Below are 17,232 nucleotides of genomic sequence, written 5' to 3' on the forward strand. Positions count from 1 at the left end.
GGCCCTGGGGGGCACGCTGGTGGCTCGGGGTCCGGGGGGCGATCGGACGATCCCGGCCCAGTCGTTCTTCGAGGGCTTCCTGCAGACGGCGCTCGGCCCCGACGAGCTGCTCACCGAGATCCGGGTTCCCAAGGCCAGCGCCGGCTGGTCGTACCAGAAGTTCAACCGCCGGGCCCAGGACTGGGCCATCGTGGGCGCCGCGGCCGTTCGCAACGGGACCACGGGCGTGGCCCTGGTCAACATGGGGTCGACCCCGCTGCGGGCCTCGGCCACGGAGGCGGCTCTGGCGTCGGGCGCGAGCATCGGCGACGCCGCTGCGGTCGCCGCCGAGGGGACGGAGCCGTCGGGCGATCTCAACGCCAGCCCCGACTTTCGTCGCCACCTGGCCACCGTGCTCGTCCGCCGGGCCCTCGAGGAGGCCGCCGGCTGAGTCGCCGGTCGGTGGGAGAATTGCGGGGTATGGATCCTGACGGTGTGAGGGCGGCGCTGGCCGCCCATGAGTACCTGGCCGACGAGGGCCTGGCCACGGCCGTGTACCTGGCCGTCGTCCTCCGCCGGCCCCTGCTGCTCGAAGGCGAGGCTGGGGTGGGCAAGACGGAGGTCGCCAAGGTCCTCTCGCGCTGGACCGGCGGGGAGCTGGTCAGGCTCCAGTGCTACGAGGGGATCGACGTGGCCCAGGCGGTGTACGAGTGGGACTACTCGCGCCAGCTCCTGCACCTGCGCACGGCCGAGGTGCGGGGGGCGGCCGGAGGCGAGCCCCCCGGACCGGATCTGGAGGACGAGCTGTACTCGGAGCGCTTCCTGGTCCCCAGGCCGCTGCTCCAGGCCATCGCCCCGACCGGCGCTCGACCGGGCGGCGCCGATCGACCGGCTCCCGTGCTGCTCATCGACGAGATCGACCGGGCCGACGACGAGTTCGAGGCGTTCCTGCTGGAGATCCTGTCGGACTATGCCGTGACGGTGCCCGAGCTGGGCACGTTCCGGGCCGAGACGCCCCCGGTCGTGGTCATCACGTCGAACCGGACCCGTGACGTGCACGACGCGCTCAAGCGCCGTTGTCTGTACCACTGGGTCGAGCATCCCGACTTCGAGCGCGAGGTCGCCATCGTCAGGCTTCGGGCACCAGGGGTGGCCGAAGCGTTGGCCGCGCAGGTCGCGGCCGCCGTCGAGCAGCTGCGCGAGATGGGGCTGTACAAGCCGCCGGGCGTCGCTGAGACCATCGACTGGGCTCAGGCGCTCGCCGCCCTCGGTCGGTCGAAGCTCGACGAGGCCGCCGTATCCCTCACGCTGGGCAGCGTGCTCAAGTACCGGGAGGACGCCGAGCGGGTCCGCTCGGCGGGAATGGCCGACCTGGTGCAGGCCGCCGTCACCCGGGGGGCGTGACGAGGCGATGGCGACGGCCCACATCGAAGGCGACCGCATCGCGGTCGCCTTCGCCCATGTCCTGCGGGGAGCGGGCCTCGACGTGCCGGTCGGATCGGTGGTCAGCTTCGCCCAGGCTCTCGGCGCAGTGGGTGTGGGAGCACAGCGCCCGGTCTACTGGGCGGGGCGGGCGACGCTCGTCACCCGCCCCGAGGACGTGTCGGTGTTCGACCGGGCCTTTGCCGCCTTCTGGTTGGGCGAAGGGAGCGCGCCGACAGCGCACTCGGAGGTCGTTCCCCTGACAGTCGTGACCGACGATGCCGCGGAGGACTCGCCGGCGCCGCCGGAGGCGGCCACCGCACCGTCGGCGCCGACCCTGACCGTGCGGTACAGCCCCACCGAGGTCCTGCGCCACAAGGACTTCGCTGCCTGCTCGCCCGCTGAGCTGGCCGAGGCCCGCCGATTGATCTCCGACATTCGGCTGCGCGCCGCACTCCGCCGCTCCCGCCGGCTCGAGCCCGCCCGCCGGCCCCGCGGGCGACCCGATCTGCGCGGGACCGTGCGCGGTGCGCTACGGGCAGGTGGCGAGCCCGTGCGCCGGGCGTACCTCGAGCCCGGGCGACGGCCCCGGCGTGTGGTCCTGCTGTGCGACGTGAGCGGCTCGATGGAGCCCTACGCCCGGGCCCTGCTGCGGTTCCTGCACGCTGTCGTCGCCGGCGGGTCGCGGGTCGAGGCGTTCGCCATGGGCACCCGGCTGACCCGCCTGACCCGCCAGCTGTCGGCACGCGATCCGGATGCCGCCCTGCGTGACGCGGCGGCAGCGGTGGTCGACTGGTCGGGGGGTACCCGGCTCGGCGCCGACCTGCGGGCGTTCAACGACCGGTGGGGTGTCCGGGGCATCGCCCGGGGAGCCGTGGTGGTGATCCTCTCGGACGGGTGGGACCGGGGAGATCCGGCGGTCCTCGCCGGCGAGATGGCCCGGCTGCGCCGGGTCGCGCACCGCGTCGTCTGGGTCAACCCGCTGAAGGCTTCACCGGGGTACGCCCCGCTGGCCCGGGGCATGGCCGCTGCGTTGCCGTACGTTGACGATTTCGTAGAAGGCCATTCGGTGGCTTCGCTGGAGACACTGGTGGAGGTGGTGGCGCGATGAGAGAAGTCCTCGGCGACATCGAGCAGTGGCGGAGCTCGGGACGACGGGTGGCGCTGGCCCGCGTCGTGGGGGTGGAGGGGTCGGGCCCCCGGGGGCCGGGTGCGGCCATGGCCGTGAGCGAGGACGGTGAGGTGGCCGGCTCGGTGTCGGGCGGGTGCGTCGAGGGTGCCGTGGTGACCGAGGCCCTCGAGGTGCTCGGAGGCGACGGCAGTCCCCGGGTGTGCACGTTCGGCTACTCCGACGACGAGGCCTTCGCAGTGGGCCTCACCTGCGGCGGCACGATCCACGTGATGGTGGAGCCGCTCGACTGGTGACCCTCTACGAGACCCTTCGTGACGCGCTGCTGGCCGAGGAGCCGGTGGCGTTGGCGACCATCGTCGAGGTGGCGGAGGAGGGCACGGACGGGAGCGAGGGTCCTGACCTGGCGCTGGGCGCCAAGCTGCTCGTGCGCCCCGACGTGCCACCACTCGGCTCGCTGGGAGACGAGGCCCTGGATCGGGTCGTCGCTCGGGATGTCCTCGGCGCCCTCGCGGCGGCGCGCACGTCCACCCGTCACTACGGTCGCCACGGCGAGGCCCGACAGCGTGAGGTCGGCATCTTCGTGGAGGCGTTCGCGCCGCCCCCGAGCATGGTGATCTTCGGCGCCGTGGACTTCACCGCCGCCCTGGCCAGAGTGGCGAAGCTGCTCGGCTACCGGGTCACGGTGTGCGACGCCCGCGCCGTCTTCGCCACCCAGGCCCGCTTCCCGATGGCGGACGAGGTCGTGGTGGACTGGCCCGACCGCCACCTGGCCAAGGTCGGGCAGAGCTTGGGTCCGCGCGACGCAGTGTGCGTGCTCACTCACGACCCCAAGTTCGACGTCCCCGCCCTCATGGCTGCTCTGGCCACCGGCGCCGGCTACGTCGGTGCCATGGGCTCGAGGCGCACGCACGCCGAGCGCGTCGAGCGGCTCCGGGAGGCGGGCGCCGCCGAGGAGGACCTGGCCCGGGTGATGAGCCCCATCGGTCTCGACATCGGCGCCCGCACACCTGAGGAGACGGCCATCTCGGTGGCCGCCGAGATCATCGGCCAGCGAACCGGGCGCCAGGCGCCGTCGCTACGCGACGCCGAGGGCCCCATCCATCCACGGCCGGCCCGGGAGGGCGGCCCAACAGAACGGCCGGCCCGGGAGGCCGGCCCAACAGAACGCCCGGCTGGGGAGGCCGGCCCGACGGAACGCCCGGCTGGGGAGGCCGGCCCCGACGATGGGGCCGCCACCGCTCGTGTCCAGGCCCGGACTGGGACAGACTGACGCCATGGAGAAGCCACCACCCGAGGAGCATCCGGTCGTGCGCGTCTCCGACGGCGACCGCAATCAGGCCGTCGACCTACTACGGCGCCACACCGCCGAGGGGCGTCTCACCCTCGACGAGTTCTCCGAGCGGGTCGGGCTCGCCTTTGGCGCCCGCACGCAGGCGGACCTCGAACAGGTGATGGCCGACCTGCCGACGGTGCAGGCGCCGGTGCCGGAGACGGCGCGGCGGAAGGCCAAGGGGTGGACGGTCTCCATCATGAGCGGCTCCCGTCGCACGGGTCGCTGGCGTCCCCAGCCTCATACCAAGGCGGTGGCGATCATGGGCGGCTGCGAGTTGGACCTGCGCCAGGCCGAGATCGACGGCGAGGAGATCGTGATCACCGCCGTCGCGTTCATGGGCGGGATCGACATCGTCGTCCCCGAGGGCATCGAGGTGGACCTGAGCGGCATCCCGTTCATGGGTGGCAAGGACCTCAAGGTCCGCGACGTCCCCCCGACTCCGGGCGCCCCGCGAGTGAGGGTCAGGGCATTCCCGATCATGGGCGGGGTCACGGTGCGCAACAAGGGCCTCAAGGAGAAGGTCCGGGGCCTGATCGAGGGTGGCGATGTCGCGGGCGCGCTCGGTGCCGCCACCGATGCGCGGGCCTTGTCACACCAGGCGCGGAGGAAAGCTCGGTGGGAAGCCGACCAGGCACGACGGCATGCTCGTCGGGAAGCCCACGGCCCTCGCTGGTCGGAGCGGCGTGACGACGTGGAACCCGACTTCGAGGAGCCCGATCCGGTCGAGGCGCCCGAGGAGCTCCCTACCGCTCCCGACGGCACGGTGACGATCCTGTTCAGTGACATCGCCGGGTACACGCCCATGACCGAGCGGCTGGGCGATCTGAGGGCCGGCGAGCTGCTGGCCACCCACAACAAGATCGTGCGCAGCCAGGTCGCGGCCCACGGCGGCTACGAGGTCAAGGCTCAGGGCGACGGCTTCATGGTCGCCTTCGCGGGCGCCGGGAAGGCGCTGCGCTGCGCCGTCGCCATCCAGCAGGCGTTCGCCGAGCGCAACACCACGGTTCCGGACGAGTCCATCGACGTCCACCTGGGGCTGCACACCGGCGAGGCGGTGCGCCAGGGCGACGACTTCCTGGGCCGGACCGTCATCGTGGCCAGCCGCATCACCGCCCAGGCCCGGGCCGGCGAGATCCTCGTCTCCAGCCTGATCCACGAGCTGGCGGCCAGCTCGGGCGAGTTCTCCTTCGGGGAGCCCCGACGGGCCGAGCTCAAGGGCATCGCCGCGGCCCAGGTGCTCTACCCCGTGGCCTGGTCGTTCTGAGCGGTCGGTAGCCGGACCGTGACCACGGCGGCCGTGGTTCTGGCCGCGGGCGGCGGCAGTCGCTTCGCGGGACGGACGAGCAAGCTGCTGGCGCCGTTTCGAGACCGGCCCCTCGTGTCGTGGGCGGTCGATGCCGCCCTGGGTGCCGAGCTCGACGAGACGGTGGTGGTGAGCGGGGCGGTGGACCTCTCTGCCGTGGTGCCCGTCGACGTCACGCTGCTCCACAACGAAGGGTGGTCCTCGGGCCTGGCCACCTCCCTGCGGGTCGGGCTCGACTGGTGCGAGCGCCAGGACCACCGGGCCGCGGTGGTCGGCCTGGGGGACCAGCCACTTGTCTCCGCCGAAGCCTGGCGGACCGTGGCCGCATCCACCAGCACCCCGATCGTCGTGGCGACCTACTCCGGACGGCGCCGCAACCCGGTCAAGCTCGACCGCGCCGTGTGGCCACTCGTCCCGGTCACGGGCGACGAGGGCGCGCGGGCCGTGATGGGCAGTCAGCCCGCACTGGTGTCCGAGGTAGCGTGCCCGGGGGATCCAGCCGACGTCGACACGGTGGAGGATCTGAGACTGTGGAGCTGACAAACGAGTTCACCGTAGGTGTCCCGACCGAGCAGGCCTGGGCCCTCCTGACCGACGTGGAGCGGATCGCACCCTGCATGCCCGGCGCCGAGCTCCAGGAGGTGGAGGGGGACGAGTACCGGGGCGTGGTCAAGGTGAAGGTCGGGCCGATCACGGCGCAGTACAAGGGCCGGGCCAGCTTCGTCGAACGCGACGTTCCCGGGCTGCGGGCCGTGCTGCGGGCCGACGGCCGTGAGACCAGGGGCCAGGGCAACGCCAGCGCCACGATCAGCGCCTCGCTCCATCCCGACCCCGGCGGCACCCGGGTCGCCATCGTCACCGACCTCGCCGTGACGGGGCGGGTCGCCCAGTTCGGCCGGGGCGTGCTGGCCGACGTCAGCACCAAGCTGCTCGGTCAGTTCGTCGACTGCCTCGAGACGACCGTCCTGGGCCGGGTGGAAGCTGCGGACGAGTCGCCCGCTGCCGCTCCCGTCGAGACACCCGGACTGGTGGGTGGGGGGGACGAAGAAGCTGCTGCCGGCCCGATCACAAACGGTGTCCCCGCCACCCCGGGCACCGACGGCGCCGGGCAACCGACCGTCCGCCGTACCGAGGGCGCGCCGGCCGAGCCCGTCGACCTCATCGGCGTCGCGGGAGGATCGGTGGCCCGTCGCGCCGGGCCAGCGGGCGTCGTGGCCATCCTGGCCATCCTGGTGATCGTGCTGCGCCGGCGCCGACGGCGATGAACCCCGACGACCGGGAGGACGTGGCCGTCCTCCTCGGCCGCCTGCCCCAGGGTCGTTTCGAGGTGGTCCTGCGCAACCGGCGGGGCAAGCCCACGGTCATCCGCAACGAGCCGCTCCTCGACGATGGGACTCCGATGCCCACCCGATGGTGGCTCTTGGACCCCGCCCTACGGGCATCGGTGGACCGCCTCGAGGCCGCCGGTGGGGTGAAGGCGGCGGAGGCGGCGGTGGATCCCAGCGAGCTGGCGGCGGCCCACGCCCGGTACGCGACCGAGCGCGACGCGGCGGTCCCCACTGACCACCACGGACCGCGACCCGCCGGTGGCGTCGGGGGGACCCGACAGGGCGTGAAGTGCCTGCACGCCCACCTGGCGTGGTACCTCTCCGGGGGCGATGACCCGGTGGGGCGCTGGGTCGCCGCCCGGCTGGATCTCGCCCCATCCAGTGCGGGCCCCGTGGCCGCGATCGACTGCGGCACGAACTCGACCCGACTGCTGGTGGCCGATGCCGACGGCCGCCCGCTCGAGCGGCTCATGCGCATCACCCGGCTCGGGGAAGGCGTCGACGCCGCCGGCCACCTCGCTCCTCGGGCGATCGACCGGACCGTGGCTGTCCTCGGCGAGTACCGGGACCTCATGGAACGCCACGGCGTCGTCGGGGCGCGGGCCACAGCGACCTCGGCCGCTCGGGACGCCGCCAACCGCGACCAGCTGTTCGCCCAGGCCGAGGAAGCGCTCGGCGTACCGTTGGAGCTCCTCTCCGGCGAGGCGGAAGGGCGGCTGTCGTTCTGTGGTGCCACCGCCGAGCTCGATCCCCGCGACGGTCCCTATCTCGTGGTCGACATCGGTGGCGGCTCGACGGAGCTCGTCACCGCGCCACTCCCGGGTCCCGGCGACGCGAGCGGCAACGGCGCTGATGTCACCCCTTCGGTGGCGGTGGCGTCCGTGGACGTCGGTTGCGTCCGCATCACTGAGCGCTTCCTGCACCACGACCCTCCGTTGCCAGATGAGCTGGCGGATGCGGCCGACGCAGTTCGCGCCGGTCTCGACGCCGCCGTCGCCGCGGAACCGGCGATCATCAGGACCGACCGGCTGGTCGGCCTGGCGGGCACGGTCGCGACCCTCTCCGCCATCGACCAGGGCCTCGTCCGCTACAGCCGCGAGCGCATTCATCACTCGGTCCTGGCTCGACCGCGCGTCGAGGCGCTCCTCGACGCGCTCGCGGGCGAACGCAGGGACGATCGACTGCGCCGTCCCGGGTTGGAGGAGGCGAGGGCCGACGTGATCGTCGGCGGGACGGTCGTCCTGGCGACGCTGATGCGCCAGTTGGCCTTCGAGTCGTGCCTGGTATCGGAGTCGGACATCCTCGACGGTCTGGTGATGAGCCAGCTCGGGCCCTGAGGACGCCGGCCGTCGTCACTAGAGTGCCGGGGATGCCCCTCTCCGAGCGCGTCCTCATGGGTCCGGGGCCCTCGAACCCCTATCCCGAGGTGACTGCGGCGCTGGGTCGACCGCTGCTCGGTCACCTCGATCCCGAGTTTCTCGCCGTACTGGACGAGACGTGCGATCGGCTGCGGGCGGTCTTTCGTACGGCCAATGGGTTGACGCTGCCGATCAGCGGCACGGGCTCGGCGGGCATGGAGGCGGCGTTCGTCAACCTGGTCGAACCTGGCGATCCCGTCGTCATAGGCGTGAACGGCCTGTTCGGAGAGCGCATGTGCGACGTGGCAGGCCGTTGCGGGGCCGATGTCACCCGCGTCGAAGCGACGTGGGGAGAGTCCATCGATCCCGCCCGCCTCGTGGCCGCACACCCATCGCCCAGGATCATCGCCGTGGTGCACGCCGAGACGTCAACCGGGGTCCGCAACGACGTCGAGCCGCTGGGGCCGGCCAAGGGCGACGCGCTCCTCCTGGTCGACTGCGTGACCTCCCTCGGCGGCATCCCCGTCGACGTCGACGCCTGGGGCGTGGACGTCGCCTACAGCGGCACGCAGAAGTGCCTGGGCGTGCCGCCCGGGCTGGCGCCGCTCACCGTCAGCGAGCGGGCGCGGATGCGCCTGCTCCGTCGGCCCCGGTCGTGGTACCTCGACCTGGGCATGCTCGCCGACTACATGGAGGCCGGGAGCGGTCGCAGGTATCACCACACCGTGCCCGTCCCGATGATCCAGGCCCTCCACGCTGGCCTCGGGGTGCTGCTCGAGGAGGGGCTGGAGGCGTCGTGGGCCCGCCACGGCGAGTGTGGCCGTCAGCTCCAGGAGGGGCTCGAGAAGCTGGGCTTCGCGCTCCTGGCCCAGGAGGGACACCGCCTGCCCGAGCTGACCACGGTGTGGGTCCCCGAGGCCGTGCTGCCCCGGGGAGTGACCGAGTCGGCGGTGCGCGCTCGGCTGCTCGACCGTTACGGGATCGAGATCGGCGGCGGTCTCGGGCCCCACGCCGGCCGGGCCTGGCGCATCGGGTGCATGGGGCACACCGCCCGCCCCCGCAACGTCACCCTGCTGCTCGGGGCCCTCGGCGAGGTGCTGGGCCGGTGAGCGGCGCGTCCGCTGGGCGCATGGCGGCCGCGCTCGAGGCCGGCCAGGGAGGCCGCCCCGGACGACAAGACTCGGGCGCTCCGGCGACCGAGGCGTGGCGGCCCGATCCCGATCAGGCGGCGGCCACCAATGTGGGGCGGTTCATGGCCCGCCACGGACTGTCGCGGTTCGAGGACCTCGTCGCTCGCTCGATCGACGACCCCGCGTGGTTCTGGGCCGCCGTGGTGGACTTCCTCCGCATCCCGTTCGTCGAGCCCTGGCGGGAGGTGCTGAACGTCGAGCAGGGAGCCCCCTGGGCCAAGTGGTTCGTCGGTGGTCAGCTCAACCTGGCCGACGTGTGCGTGGACCGCCACGCTGCCGCCGAGCCTGCCCGGACGGCGGTGGTCTGGGAGGGTGAGGACGGCGAGGTCCGCCGGTGGACCTACGGCGAGCTCCGGGCTCAGGCCGACGGGCTGGCCCGGATGCTGGCCGAGCGCGGGGTCGGGGAGGGCGACGCCGTCGGCATCTTCATGCCCATGGTGCCCGAGACCGTGGCCACCCTGATGGCGGTGGCCAAGCTGGGGGCCGTCTTCCTCCCGCTGTTCAGCGGCTACGCCCCGGTGGCGGTCAGCAACCGGCTGTCGGACGCCGGCGCCGTGGCCCTCGTGACCGCCGACGGCTTTCGCCGCCGGGGGGCGATCGTGCCGATGCTGGACGTGGCCCGGGAGTCGGTCGCCGCCGTCCCCTCGGTTCGCACGGTCGTCGTCGTGGAGCGGATCGGCACCGGAGGCCTCGACCTCGCTGCCGGCGACGGGCGCAAGTGGGCGCCGTGGCCGGGCCCGGGCGAAGCCGTCTCGTCCCGCCCTCTCGACTCGGAGCACCCGCTGTTCATCGGCTACACCTCTGGCACCACCGGTCGACCGAAGGGGTCGGTGCACGTGCACGGCGGTTTCGGGGTGAAGGTGGCCGAGGAGGTGGCGTTCCAGTTCGACTGCCGCCGCGACGACGTCCTCTTCTGGTTCACCGACGTCGGATGGATCATGGGGCCCTGGGAGGTGTTCGGCGGGCTGGCCCTGGGCGCCACACTGCTGCTCTACGAGGGCGTCCCCGACTACCCGGGTCCCGACCGGCTGTGGGCGGTGCTCGAGCGGCACAAGGTGAGCATCTGCGGGGTGAGTCCCACCCTCGTACGGGCTCTGATGGCTCATGGGGACGATCCCGTGACGGCCCACGACCTGTCGGCATTGCGCATCCTCGGCTCGACCGGCGAGCCCTGGAACGAGGACCCGTGGTGGTGGTATTTCCAGGTCGTCGGCGGCGGGCGTTGTCCGGTGATCAACATCTCGGGTGGAACCGAGGTCGGCGCCTGCTTCCTCTCGCCCCATCCGGTCGCGCCCCTCAAGCCCCTTTCGCTCGGAGGTCCGTCGCTCGGGATGGCGGTCGACGTCTTCGACGACCAGGGCCGGTCGCTGCGCAATGCCGTCGGCGAGCTCGTGTGCACCAAGCCGTGGCCGGGGATGACCAGGGGCCTGTTCCGCGACCCGGCGCGCTATCTCGACACCTACTGGTCCCGGTGGCCGGGAGTGTGGACCCACGGCGACTGGGCGTCGATCGACGAAGATGGCGAGTGGTTCCTGCACGGCCGCAGCGACGACACGATCAAGCTGGCGGGCAAGCGCCTCGGGCCGGCGGAGGTCGAGTCGGTGCTCGTCTCGCACCCCGGCGTGCTCGAGGCCGCCGCCGTCGGGATCCCCGACGCCGTCAAAGGGGAGGCGCTCTGGACGTTCGTCGTGCTCGGTCCCGGCTGGCAGCCCGGCGAGGAGCTGCGGGGCGAGCTGACGGCGCTGGTGGCCGACCAGTTGGGACGGTCGTTCCGGCCCTCGAGCGTCCGCTTCGCCACCGCTCTCCCCAAGACGCGCAACGCCAAGGTGCTGCGGCGAGCCGTGCGCTCGGCGGCGACCGGCGCCGATCCCGGCGACCTGTCGGCCCTCGAGGACCCGGCCGCGGTGGACGCCGTGCGGGAGGCCCGATGAGCAGCGGCCGGTGATCCGGGCTTCCACCCTCGAGCTGACCGGGCGTCGGGTGCTGCTGCGGCCGTTGGCCGAGGGCGACTTCCCGCAGTGGCAGGAGGTCCGCCGCCGCTGTCGCGACTGGCTGGTCCCGTGGGAGCCCCGTCCGCCCATGGGCTCCTCGGACGCGGTCGAGGACCGGCGCGCCTTCGCTGCCCGGTGCGGTGGCCGTGAACGGGAGCGCCAGCTCGGAAGCGGCTACGGGTTCGGCATCTTCGTCGAGGGTCGCCTCGGCGGGGAGATCAATCTGTCGTCGATCCAGCGGGGCCCCTTCCAGAACGCCTACGTCGGCTACTGGGTCGACAAGGCCCTCGCCGGCCGGGGCTACGCGCCGGAGGCCCTGGTGGTGGTGCTCCGCTTCGCGTTCGAGGACCTCGACCTGCACCGTGTGCAGGTCTCCATCATTCCCCGCAACCACGCGAGCCGGCGGGTGGTGGAAAAGCTCGGCCTTCGCAACGAAGGGGTGGCGGTGCGCTACCTCCAGATCGACGGCCGCTGGGAGGACCACATCCGTTACGCCATCACCCGCGAGGAGTGGGCCGAGTGGCGCGACCGCTACCTGGGCGCCTGGATCTGAGTCGCGCCCCGGCGGCTTCGCCGCCCCGGGCGGAGGCCCATCTCCGCCGCCTGCTGTCTTACGCCTCGGGCTGGCGGACGACTGCGGGCGAGTGACGGAAGAACGCCTCGACGTCGCGCTCGTAGGTGTACTCGGGAGGCGCCTCGCCGACGACGCGACGCAATCGACGGGCCCGGGCGAAGTTCTCGACGGCGCCCGCCGACGTGTACCGGTACGTGAACCCCGCCTCCTTGAGCCGACGGTTGTCGATGCCCCGCCCGAAACGAAGCAGGCTGAGCAGCTCGGAGGGCAGGTCGAGCAGGCCCAGCTCCCTGAGGGGGGCGGCGGCGACGTTCGTGAGCACCGGAGGCAGGGGCAGCAGGCGGGCGCCGCAGATGTTCGCAACCTCGCTCCATGGCAGTCGGCCGTCTCCCGCGACGTTGTAGATGCCGGCTACGCCGTGCCTGGTGACGAACTCGAGGCAGCGGACGACGTCACCCTCCTCGACGAACTGGAGCAGAGGGTCGAAGCCGAAGATGTAGGGCGCCGTCTGGCGCTCCAGGGCCTGGCTCGTCGCCGTCACGATCTCGGTCCCGAGCACGTTGGCGAAACGCAGCAGGCTCACAACCACGTGGGGGTTGTCCTCGGCGAAGTCGCGCAGGTAGCCCTCCGCCTCGAGCAGAGACGACTCGATCCTGGTATTCGGCGGCCCGGAGCGAGGAGTCTCCTCCCGGAACCACACTGGATCCTGGAACGAGGACCCGTACACCAGGGCGGACGACTTCACGACGATCTGACGGACTGGGGCGCCAGCCGCGCTGGCCGCGGCCAGCAGGTTCATCGTCCCGATGACGTTCGTCTCGTGCAGCGCCCGCCCGCTCATGCGGGTCGAGTCCACGACGAGGAAGGTGTGGACGATCGTATCGACCTGGGCGGCGCGCACGATGCGTGAGAGGATCGAGTAGCTCTGGTCCGCCCGCACGTACTCGGTTCGCTCGAGGGCGACCGTCGGCGTCACGGTGTCGAGGCCGACGATCATCTCCACGTCGGGATCCTGCTCGAGGGCCTGCGCCATGCGCCCACCCCAGAACGTCCCGAGTCCTGTGATCAGGACACGGCGGCCCACCCGGTCAGCCGAACCAGACGCTGCGCCGGGTCCGCAGCATGTCGTAGAGGTTGTCCTGGAGCTTGAGCCTGATGGACTCGGCCTCGTCCATGACCCGGCTCTTCGAGTAGCGCTCCTGCTCGGGCGGGACCTGGAAGGTGACCGGATCGAGCACGCGGAGCTTGAACTTGGCCGGGAAGTAGGCGACGGTCCCGAGGACAGGCCCCAGCGCCAGATGGTTGGCGGTGATCGGGACGTAGGGCACTCCGAGCAGCCGGGCGAGGGCGGGGACCTTGGCGACGGTCGGCATCGACTCCTCGGCCCCCACCACTGCGATGGGCACGATGGGCACGCCGGCGCGCATGGCCATCTCGACGAACCCACCTCGTCCGAAACGGCGCAGGCGGTACCGGTCCTGGTAGAGCTTGCCCGGACCCTTGGTGCCCTCGGGGAAGACGAGCACCAGCTGGCGCTGGTCCCGCAGCAGCCGGAAGGCGTTCTCGGGGTGGGCGGCGACACCCCCCAACCGGGACCACATGGTGCCGATGACCGGGAAGGTCTTGAAGATGTGGTCGGCGAGGCCGTAGACGGGCCGTCCCAACTCCTCCTCGATGCCGTGCATGATCACCGGTGCGTCGGACGGGATGGCGGCGGCGTGGTTGGCGACCAGGAGCGCACCGCCACTGGCAGGGACCTTCTCCAGCCCCTCCCACTCCACCCGGAACCACTGGCGGTAGAGCGGTCCGTAGATCTGCCGGGCGATGGCCCGCATGTGCTCCGAGCGGCCCCACTCGTCGACGTCGGACAGCCGGGGATCGTCGAGCGGCGTCTCGCCGTCGGCCTCCCGGGGGCGCAGCGGGACCAGTGCCGCAGGTCTCGGTGCCTCGACGAACCTGTCACCAGCGGCCACGGAGTCATGTTAGGTCGCCCGGACGGGCCTATCGTGAGGGCGAGGCTGACGGGGACGTAGCCCAACCGGCAGAGGCGGGGCGCTTAAAACGCCCGTAGTGAGGGTTCGACTCCCTCCGTCCCCACTGCCGGACACCCTTGAGCCCGCATGGTGCTCCGGTTGCTCACGCCGGTCGCCTCATCCCGACGATGCTGTCGCGGTCGCTGAAGGCCACTTCGGCAGCCGCCAGCTCGGTCCGGACCGTCGCCGTGGTGCCGGGCGAGACGCCGGCGCAGAGATCCTCCAGCACAGTCGTCCGAAAGCCGGCGTGGACGGCGTCCCACGCCGTGGCGGCCACGCAGTAGTCGCTGGTCAGGCCCACGACCTGCACGTCGTCGATCGCCCGGCCGCGCAGCCAGGTCTCCAGATAGGTCCCATCGGGGTCGGTGCCCTCGAAGCCCGAGTAGGCCGCCCGGAAGCGGCCTTTGGCGAAGATGGCGTCGGGGTCGCAATGCAGGTCAGGGTGGAGCTCGGCTCCTGGCGTTCCGACCACGCAGTGGGGTGGCCAGGTGTTGAGGTAGTCGGGCTGATCGGTGAAGTGGTGCCACGGGGCCTCGTGCTCGTCCCTGGTGGCGACCACGGCGGCGTAGAGGTCCCGGTGCTCGCGGACCCACGCCGTGATGTGGCGGGCGACCTCGTCGCCTCCTTCGACCCCCAGCGAGCCCCCGGGGCAGAAGTCCCTCTGCACGTCGGTCACGATGAGGGCTGTCGACCTGGACATCGTGGCCACCTCCTCACGGCCTGTTCCTGGTCAGGACTCTAGAGCGAGGATACGGTCTGCTCGCCATGGCCAGCATCGACGACATCCGGGCCGACCTGGCCGCCGAGCAGGAGGACCTCGACTCGCTCGTCGGGAGCCTCGACAATCGGGACCTGAGCCGTCCGACGCCGGCCGAGGGCTGGAACGTGGGGGACCAGATCGGCCACCTCGCCTACTTCGATGCTGCCGCCATCACGGCGCTCACCGCCCCGGATCACTTCCGCGCCCACGTGGAGGCCGCGCTGGCCCAGGGCGACGACTTCACTGCGCACCACCTCGACCGGGCTCGCGCTCTGTCCGGTCCGGAGCTGCTCGAGACGTGGCGACGCGGACGTCAGGACCTGCTGGCTGCTGTGGCCGGTGCCGATCCCGGCGTGCGGGTTCCCTGGTACGGGCCGCCCATGAGCCTGGCGTCGTTCGTCAGCGCCCGGCTCATGGAGGCGTGGGCCCACGGCCAGGACGTGGCCGACGGGGTTGGAGTCGTCCGGTCTCCGACGGGCCGCCTGCGCCACGTCGCCCACATCGGGGTTCGGTCGCGTCCGTTCAGCTACTCGGTGCGGGGCCGAGACGCGCCTCCCGAGCCGGTCAGGGTGGAGCTGGTGGCCCCGTCGGGCCAGCGCTGGACCTGGGATGGCGAGGGGTCTGTCGACGCGGTGTGGGGGTCCGCGCTCGGGTTCTGCCTGGTCGTGACCCAGCGACGCCACCTCGACGACACCGACCTCGTCGCAGACGGGCCGGGAGCTCGCGAGTGGATGGGGCTCGCTCAGGCCTTCGCCGGCCCGCCGGGCCCCGGCCGACGCGCAGGCCAGTTCACACCGCCCAGCTGAACGCGGTCGCTCAGGCGATCAGGTGGCGGCCGGCACCTCGGCACCGGCGCCGGGTCCAGGCTCGGGCGCGGCGCCTTCGGGACGCGCCTCGTCGCTCCTGCTCCGCCGTCGCCACAAGACAGCCACGGCGACGAACCCAACGGCGCTCAGGATCAACGCAACCACCTCGACGGCGTCCCACAGGTGGGGAATTGCGAGCCAGAAGTACTCGTCGGTGAACCGCGTGACCGACCACAGAGCGACGGCCGACGCCACCAGCAGTCCGACCGGTCGCCCTCGGGTCCAGCGCTCCAGGAGCAGCAGGATCCCGAGAATGGCGAAGCACTCGAGTGATTGGAAGATCGGCACCGGGATGCGCTTGCCCACCTGGCCGGCGTACTCCAGCCCGTACCAGGCGTTGGTGGGATGGCCACCGCCGTTCACCATCAGCTGGGGCCCGAGGAGGCGCCCAACTCCCCATGCCGCCACGAGCACCGGCGCCACGAGATCGAGGGCCCGGCTGGTGGGCAGCTCGGGGCAGCGGCGCCGGGCCAGCACGATACCGACCGGGACGGCGAAGAGCAGCCCGCCGAACGACGACAGCCCGCCGTGCCAGATGGCGAGGATGTCGCCGGGGTTGTTCACGTAGAAGCTGGCGTTGGCGATCACGTGCACCAACCGGGCCCCGACGATGGCGGACACCACGATCCACAGGAAGATCCCGGTCGCCCACCGCCACGGGTAGCCGTTTTTGCGTAGGCGGTGCTCGAAGTACCGCAGGGAGAACCAGAAGGTGAGCGCCAGCCCGATCCCGTACGTGTGGATCTGGAGCGCTCCGATGTGGAAGTCGACAGGGATTGGCTTCACTCGGCTCTCCAGGGCTCCGGGGGCGCGCCCCAGCAGGTCTTCTCAGTATGCACCGCCTGGTGGACCTGTGGTGCTCGGTGCCCGGCCGATCGTCGCCCGGTGGTTCCCGAACAGACGTTCGACTAGGATGCGGTCGTGAGCGATGACCGCGCCGTCCCCGTGCGCCTGCGCTGGCGGCTGGCGGAGGACGACGGCGGTCAGCCGGCGCTCTTCGGCGACGACGAGTTGCTCGACCGGCACGTGGGCAAGGGCGAGTACAAGGGCCTGGAGTTCCTCCACGTGAACGCCCGCCGGGTGATCAACGAGGTCCCCGCCGAGTCCCGCATGCCCTTCCACTACACGATCAACGCCTACAGGGGATGCAGCCACGGCTGCCCTTACTGTTTTGCTCGTCCCACCCACGACTACCTGGGGCTGAACATCGGGGACGACTTCGACCGGCGGATCGTCGTCAAGGTCAACGCCGTCGAGCGGGTGCGGGCCGAGCTGGCGAACCCGCGGTGGCGCGGTGAGCCGATCGCCATGGGCACCAACACCGATCCCTACCAGCGCGCCGAGGGCAAGTACCGACTGACGCGAGGGATCGTGGACGCGCTGGTGGGGGCGGGCAACCCGTTCTCGATTCTCACCAAGTCGACGCTGGTGCTTGGTGATCTCGACCGCCTGGTCGAGGGCGCGAGGAGGACAAGCGTCAGGACGAACCTGTCCATCGGGACCCTCGATGACGCGGTGTGGCGCACCACCGAGCCGGGCACCCCACACCCTCGGCAGCGGGTTGCCGCCGTGTCCCGGCTCAACGAGGCGGGCGTGCCGTGCGGGGTGCTCATCGCCCCCGTGCTGCCCGGCCTCTCCGACCACCCCGACCAGCTCGAGGCGGTGGTGAATGCCTGCGTGCAGGCTGGCGCCGTGTCGGTGTCGACCAACGCCCTGCACCTGCGCGCCGGTGTGCGACAGCACTATCTGGCCTGGTTGAAGCGGACGTATCCCGACCTCGTCGACACCTACCTGCGGCGCTACGAGCGGGGCGCCTATCTCCCGAGCGCCGACCAGCGCCAGCTCAGCACCCTGGTGGCCCGCCTGGTCGACGCCGCCCTGACCCGCCGGGGTGGTCGCTCCCGCGCCGGTGCGACCCGATCGTCCAGCACCGAGCGGGAGCTGGCCCCGGGAGGACGCACCA

The 17,232-nt window shown here is 71.9% G+C and carries 18 protein-coding genes and 1 tRNA gene; 15 read left to right on the forward strand and 4 right to left on the reverse strand.

What is annotated here, in order from left to right; all coding sequences use genetic code 11:
• The 12 genes from VGF64_11455 to VGF64_11510 form a co-directional block, all read left to right on the forward strand.
• The coding region (locus VGF64_11455) for an FAD binding domain-containing protein (GenBank protein HEY1635367.1) at positions 1 to 430 on the forward strand (430 nt) is incomplete at its 5' end.
• A 29-nt stretch (positions 431 to 459) separates the two neighbouring features.
• Positions 460 to 1,383 carry a MoxR family ATPase gene (locus VGF64_11460; protein ID HEY1635368.1) on the forward strand — a complete coding sequence of 308 codons (924 nt, stop codon included), beginning with the start codon at positions 460 to 462 and terminating at the stop codon, positions 1,381 to 1,383.
• 7 nt (positions 1,384 to 1,390) lie between these two features.
• A complete protein-coding gene (locus VGF64_11465) occupies positions 1,391 to 2,512 on the forward strand; it encodes a VWA domain-containing protein (GenBank protein HEY1635369.1) in 1,122 nt (373 codons plus the stop codon).
• Entirely contained in the window at positions 2,509 to 2,826 is a 318-nt protein-coding gene (locus VGF64_11470) for an XdhC family protein (GenBank protein ID HEY1635370.1), read from the forward strand. Before VGF64_11465 ends, VGF64_11470 begins: the two co-directional genes overlap by 4 nt.
• Positions 2,823 to 3,803: an XdhC/CoxI family protein gene (locus tag VGF64_11475; GenBank protein HEY1635371.1), complete on the forward strand. Its 981-nt coding sequence runs from the start codon at positions 2,823 to 2,825 to the stop codon at positions 3,801 to 3,803. The genes VGF64_11470 and VGF64_11475 overlap by 4 nt, the downstream gene beginning before the upstream one ends.
• Positions 3,804 to 3,807: 4 nt before the next feature.
• On the forward strand, positions 3,808 to 5,130 hold the full coding sequence (locus VGF64_11480) for a DUF1707 domain-containing protein (protein ID HEY1635372.1): 1,323 nt from the start codon (positions 3,808 to 3,810) through the stop codon (positions 5,128 to 5,130).
• A gap of 18 nt (positions 5,131 to 5,148) precedes the next feature.
• A complete protein-coding gene (locus tag VGF64_11485) occupies positions 5,149 to 5,709 on the forward strand; it encodes a nucleotidyltransferase family protein (protein ID HEY1635373.1) in 561 nt (186 codons plus the stop codon).
• Positions 5,700 to 6,434, forward strand: a complete 735-nt coding sequence (locus VGF64_11490; protein ID HEY1635374.1) for an SRPBCC family protein — start codon at positions 5,700 to 5,702, stop codon at positions 6,432 to 6,434. The genes VGF64_11485 and VGF64_11490 overlap by 10 nt, the downstream gene beginning before the upstream one ends.
• Positions 6,431 to 7,834 carry a DUF501 domain-containing protein gene (locus VGF64_11495; protein HEY1635375.1) on the forward strand — a complete coding sequence of 468 codons (1,404 nt, stop codon included), beginning with the start codon at positions 6,431 to 6,433 and terminating at the stop codon, positions 7,832 to 7,834. The genes VGF64_11490 and VGF64_11495 overlap by 4 nt, the downstream gene beginning before the upstream one ends.
• A gap of 32 nt (positions 7,835 to 7,866) precedes the next feature.
• A complete protein-coding gene (locus VGF64_11500) occupies positions 7,867 to 8,964 on the forward strand; it encodes an alanine--glyoxylate aminotransferase family protein (GenBank protein ID HEY1635376.1) in 1,098 nt (365 codons plus the stop codon).
• A complete protein-coding gene (locus tag VGF64_11505) occupies positions 8,961 to 10,976 on the forward strand; it encodes an AMP-binding protein (protein ID HEY1635377.1) in 2,016 nt (671 codons plus the stop codon). Before VGF64_11500 ends, VGF64_11505 begins: the two co-directional genes overlap by 4 nt.
• A gap of 10 nt (positions 10,977 to 10,986) precedes the next feature.
• On the forward strand, positions 10,987 to 11,589 hold the full coding sequence (locus VGF64_11510) for a GNAT family protein (protein HEY1635378.1): 603 nt from the start codon (positions 10,987 to 10,989) through the stop codon (positions 11,587 to 11,589).
• Between the two features lie 58 nt (positions 11,590 to 11,647).
• Here VGF64_11510 and VGF64_11515 read toward each other — a convergent pair whose 3' ends face one another.
• Together VGF64_11515 and VGF64_11520 are read right to left on the reverse strand one after the other, a co-directional pair.
• Entirely contained in the window at positions 11,648 to 12,694 is a 1,047-nt protein-coding gene (locus tag VGF64_11515; protein ID HEY1635379.1) for an NAD-dependent epimerase/dehydratase family protein, read from the reverse strand.
• A gap of 4 nt (positions 12,695 to 12,698) precedes the next feature.
• Entirely contained in the window at positions 12,699 to 13,583 is an 885-nt protein-coding gene (locus VGF64_11520; GenBank protein ID HEY1635380.1) for a lysophospholipid acyltransferase family protein, read from the reverse strand.
• Positions 13,584 to 13,633: 50 nt separating this feature from the next.
• On the opposite strand from VGF64_11520, the gene VGF64_11525 reads away from it, so the two are divergent.
• A tRNA-Leu gene (locus VGF64_11525) sits at positions 13,634 to 13,707 on the forward strand.
• Between the two features lie 39 nt (positions 13,708 to 13,746).
• Here VGF64_11525 and VGF64_11530 read toward each other — a convergent pair.
• Complete coding sequence (locus VGF64_11530) at positions 13,747 to 14,343, reverse strand: isochorismatase family protein (GenBank protein HEY1635381.1); 597 nt, start codon at positions 14,341 to 14,343, stop codon at positions 13,747 to 13,749.
• A 65-nt stretch (positions 14,344 to 14,408) separates the two neighbouring features.
• On the opposite strand from VGF64_11530, the gene VGF64_11535 reads away from it, so the two are divergent.
• Entirely contained in the window at positions 14,409 to 15,209 is an 801-nt protein-coding gene (locus tag VGF64_11535; GenBank protein ID HEY1635382.1) for a TIGR03084 family metal-binding protein, read from the forward strand.
• A gap of 18 nt (positions 15,210 to 15,227) precedes the next feature.
• Here VGF64_11535 and VGF64_11540 read toward each other — a convergent pair whose 3' ends face one another.
• On the reverse strand, positions 15,228 to 16,055 hold the full coding sequence (locus VGF64_11540; GenBank protein ID HEY1635383.1) for a prolipoprotein diacylglyceryl transferase family protein: 828 nt from the start codon (positions 16,053 to 16,055) through the stop codon (positions 15,228 to 15,230).
• A gap of 135 nt (positions 16,056 to 16,190) precedes the next feature.
• On the opposite strand from VGF64_11540, the gene VGF64_11545 reads away from it, so the two are divergent.
• Positions 16,191 to 17,232: radical SAM protein (locus VGF64_11545; GenBank protein ID HEY1635384.1), on the forward strand; the 1,042-nt coding region annotated here is incomplete at its 3' end.

This window comes from Acidimicrobiales bacterium (assembly GCA_036491125.1).
In the GTDB taxonomy this organism is placed as follows: Bacteria; Actinomycetota; Acidimicrobiia; order Acidimicrobiales; family AC-9; genus AC-9.

Coding starts and splice junctions, on each gene's coding strand:
- VGF64_11460 (HEY1635368.1), top strand. CDS start 460: ATGGATCCTGACGGTGTGAGGGCGGCGCTGGCCGCCCATGAGTACCTG.
- VGF64_11465 (HEY1635369.1), top strand. CDS start 1,391: ATGGCGACGGCCCACATCGAAGGCGACCGCATCGCGGTCGCCTTCGCC.
- VGF64_11470 (HEY1635370.1), top strand. CDS start 2,509: ATGAGAGAAGTCCTCGGCGACATCGAGCAGTGGCGGAGCTCGGGACGA.
- VGF64_11480 (HEY1635372.1), top strand. CDS start 3,808: ATGGAGAAGCCACCACCCGAGGAGCATCCGGTCGTGCGCGTCTCCGAC.
- VGF64_11495 (HEY1635375.1), top strand. CDS start 6,431: ATGAACCCCGACGACCGGGAGGACGTGGCCGTCCTCCTCGGCCGCCTG.
- VGF64_11500 (HEY1635376.1), top strand. CDS start 7,867: ATGCCCCTCTCCGAGCGCGTCCTCATGGGTCCGGGGCCCTCGAACCCC.
- VGF64_11530 (HEY1635381.1), bottom strand. CDS start 14,343: ATGTCCAGGTCGACAGCCCTCATCGTGACCGACGTGCAGAGGGACTTC.
- VGF64_11535 (HEY1635382.1), top strand. CDS start 14,409: ATGGCCAGCATCGACGACATCCGGGCCGACCTGGCCGCCGAGCAGGAG.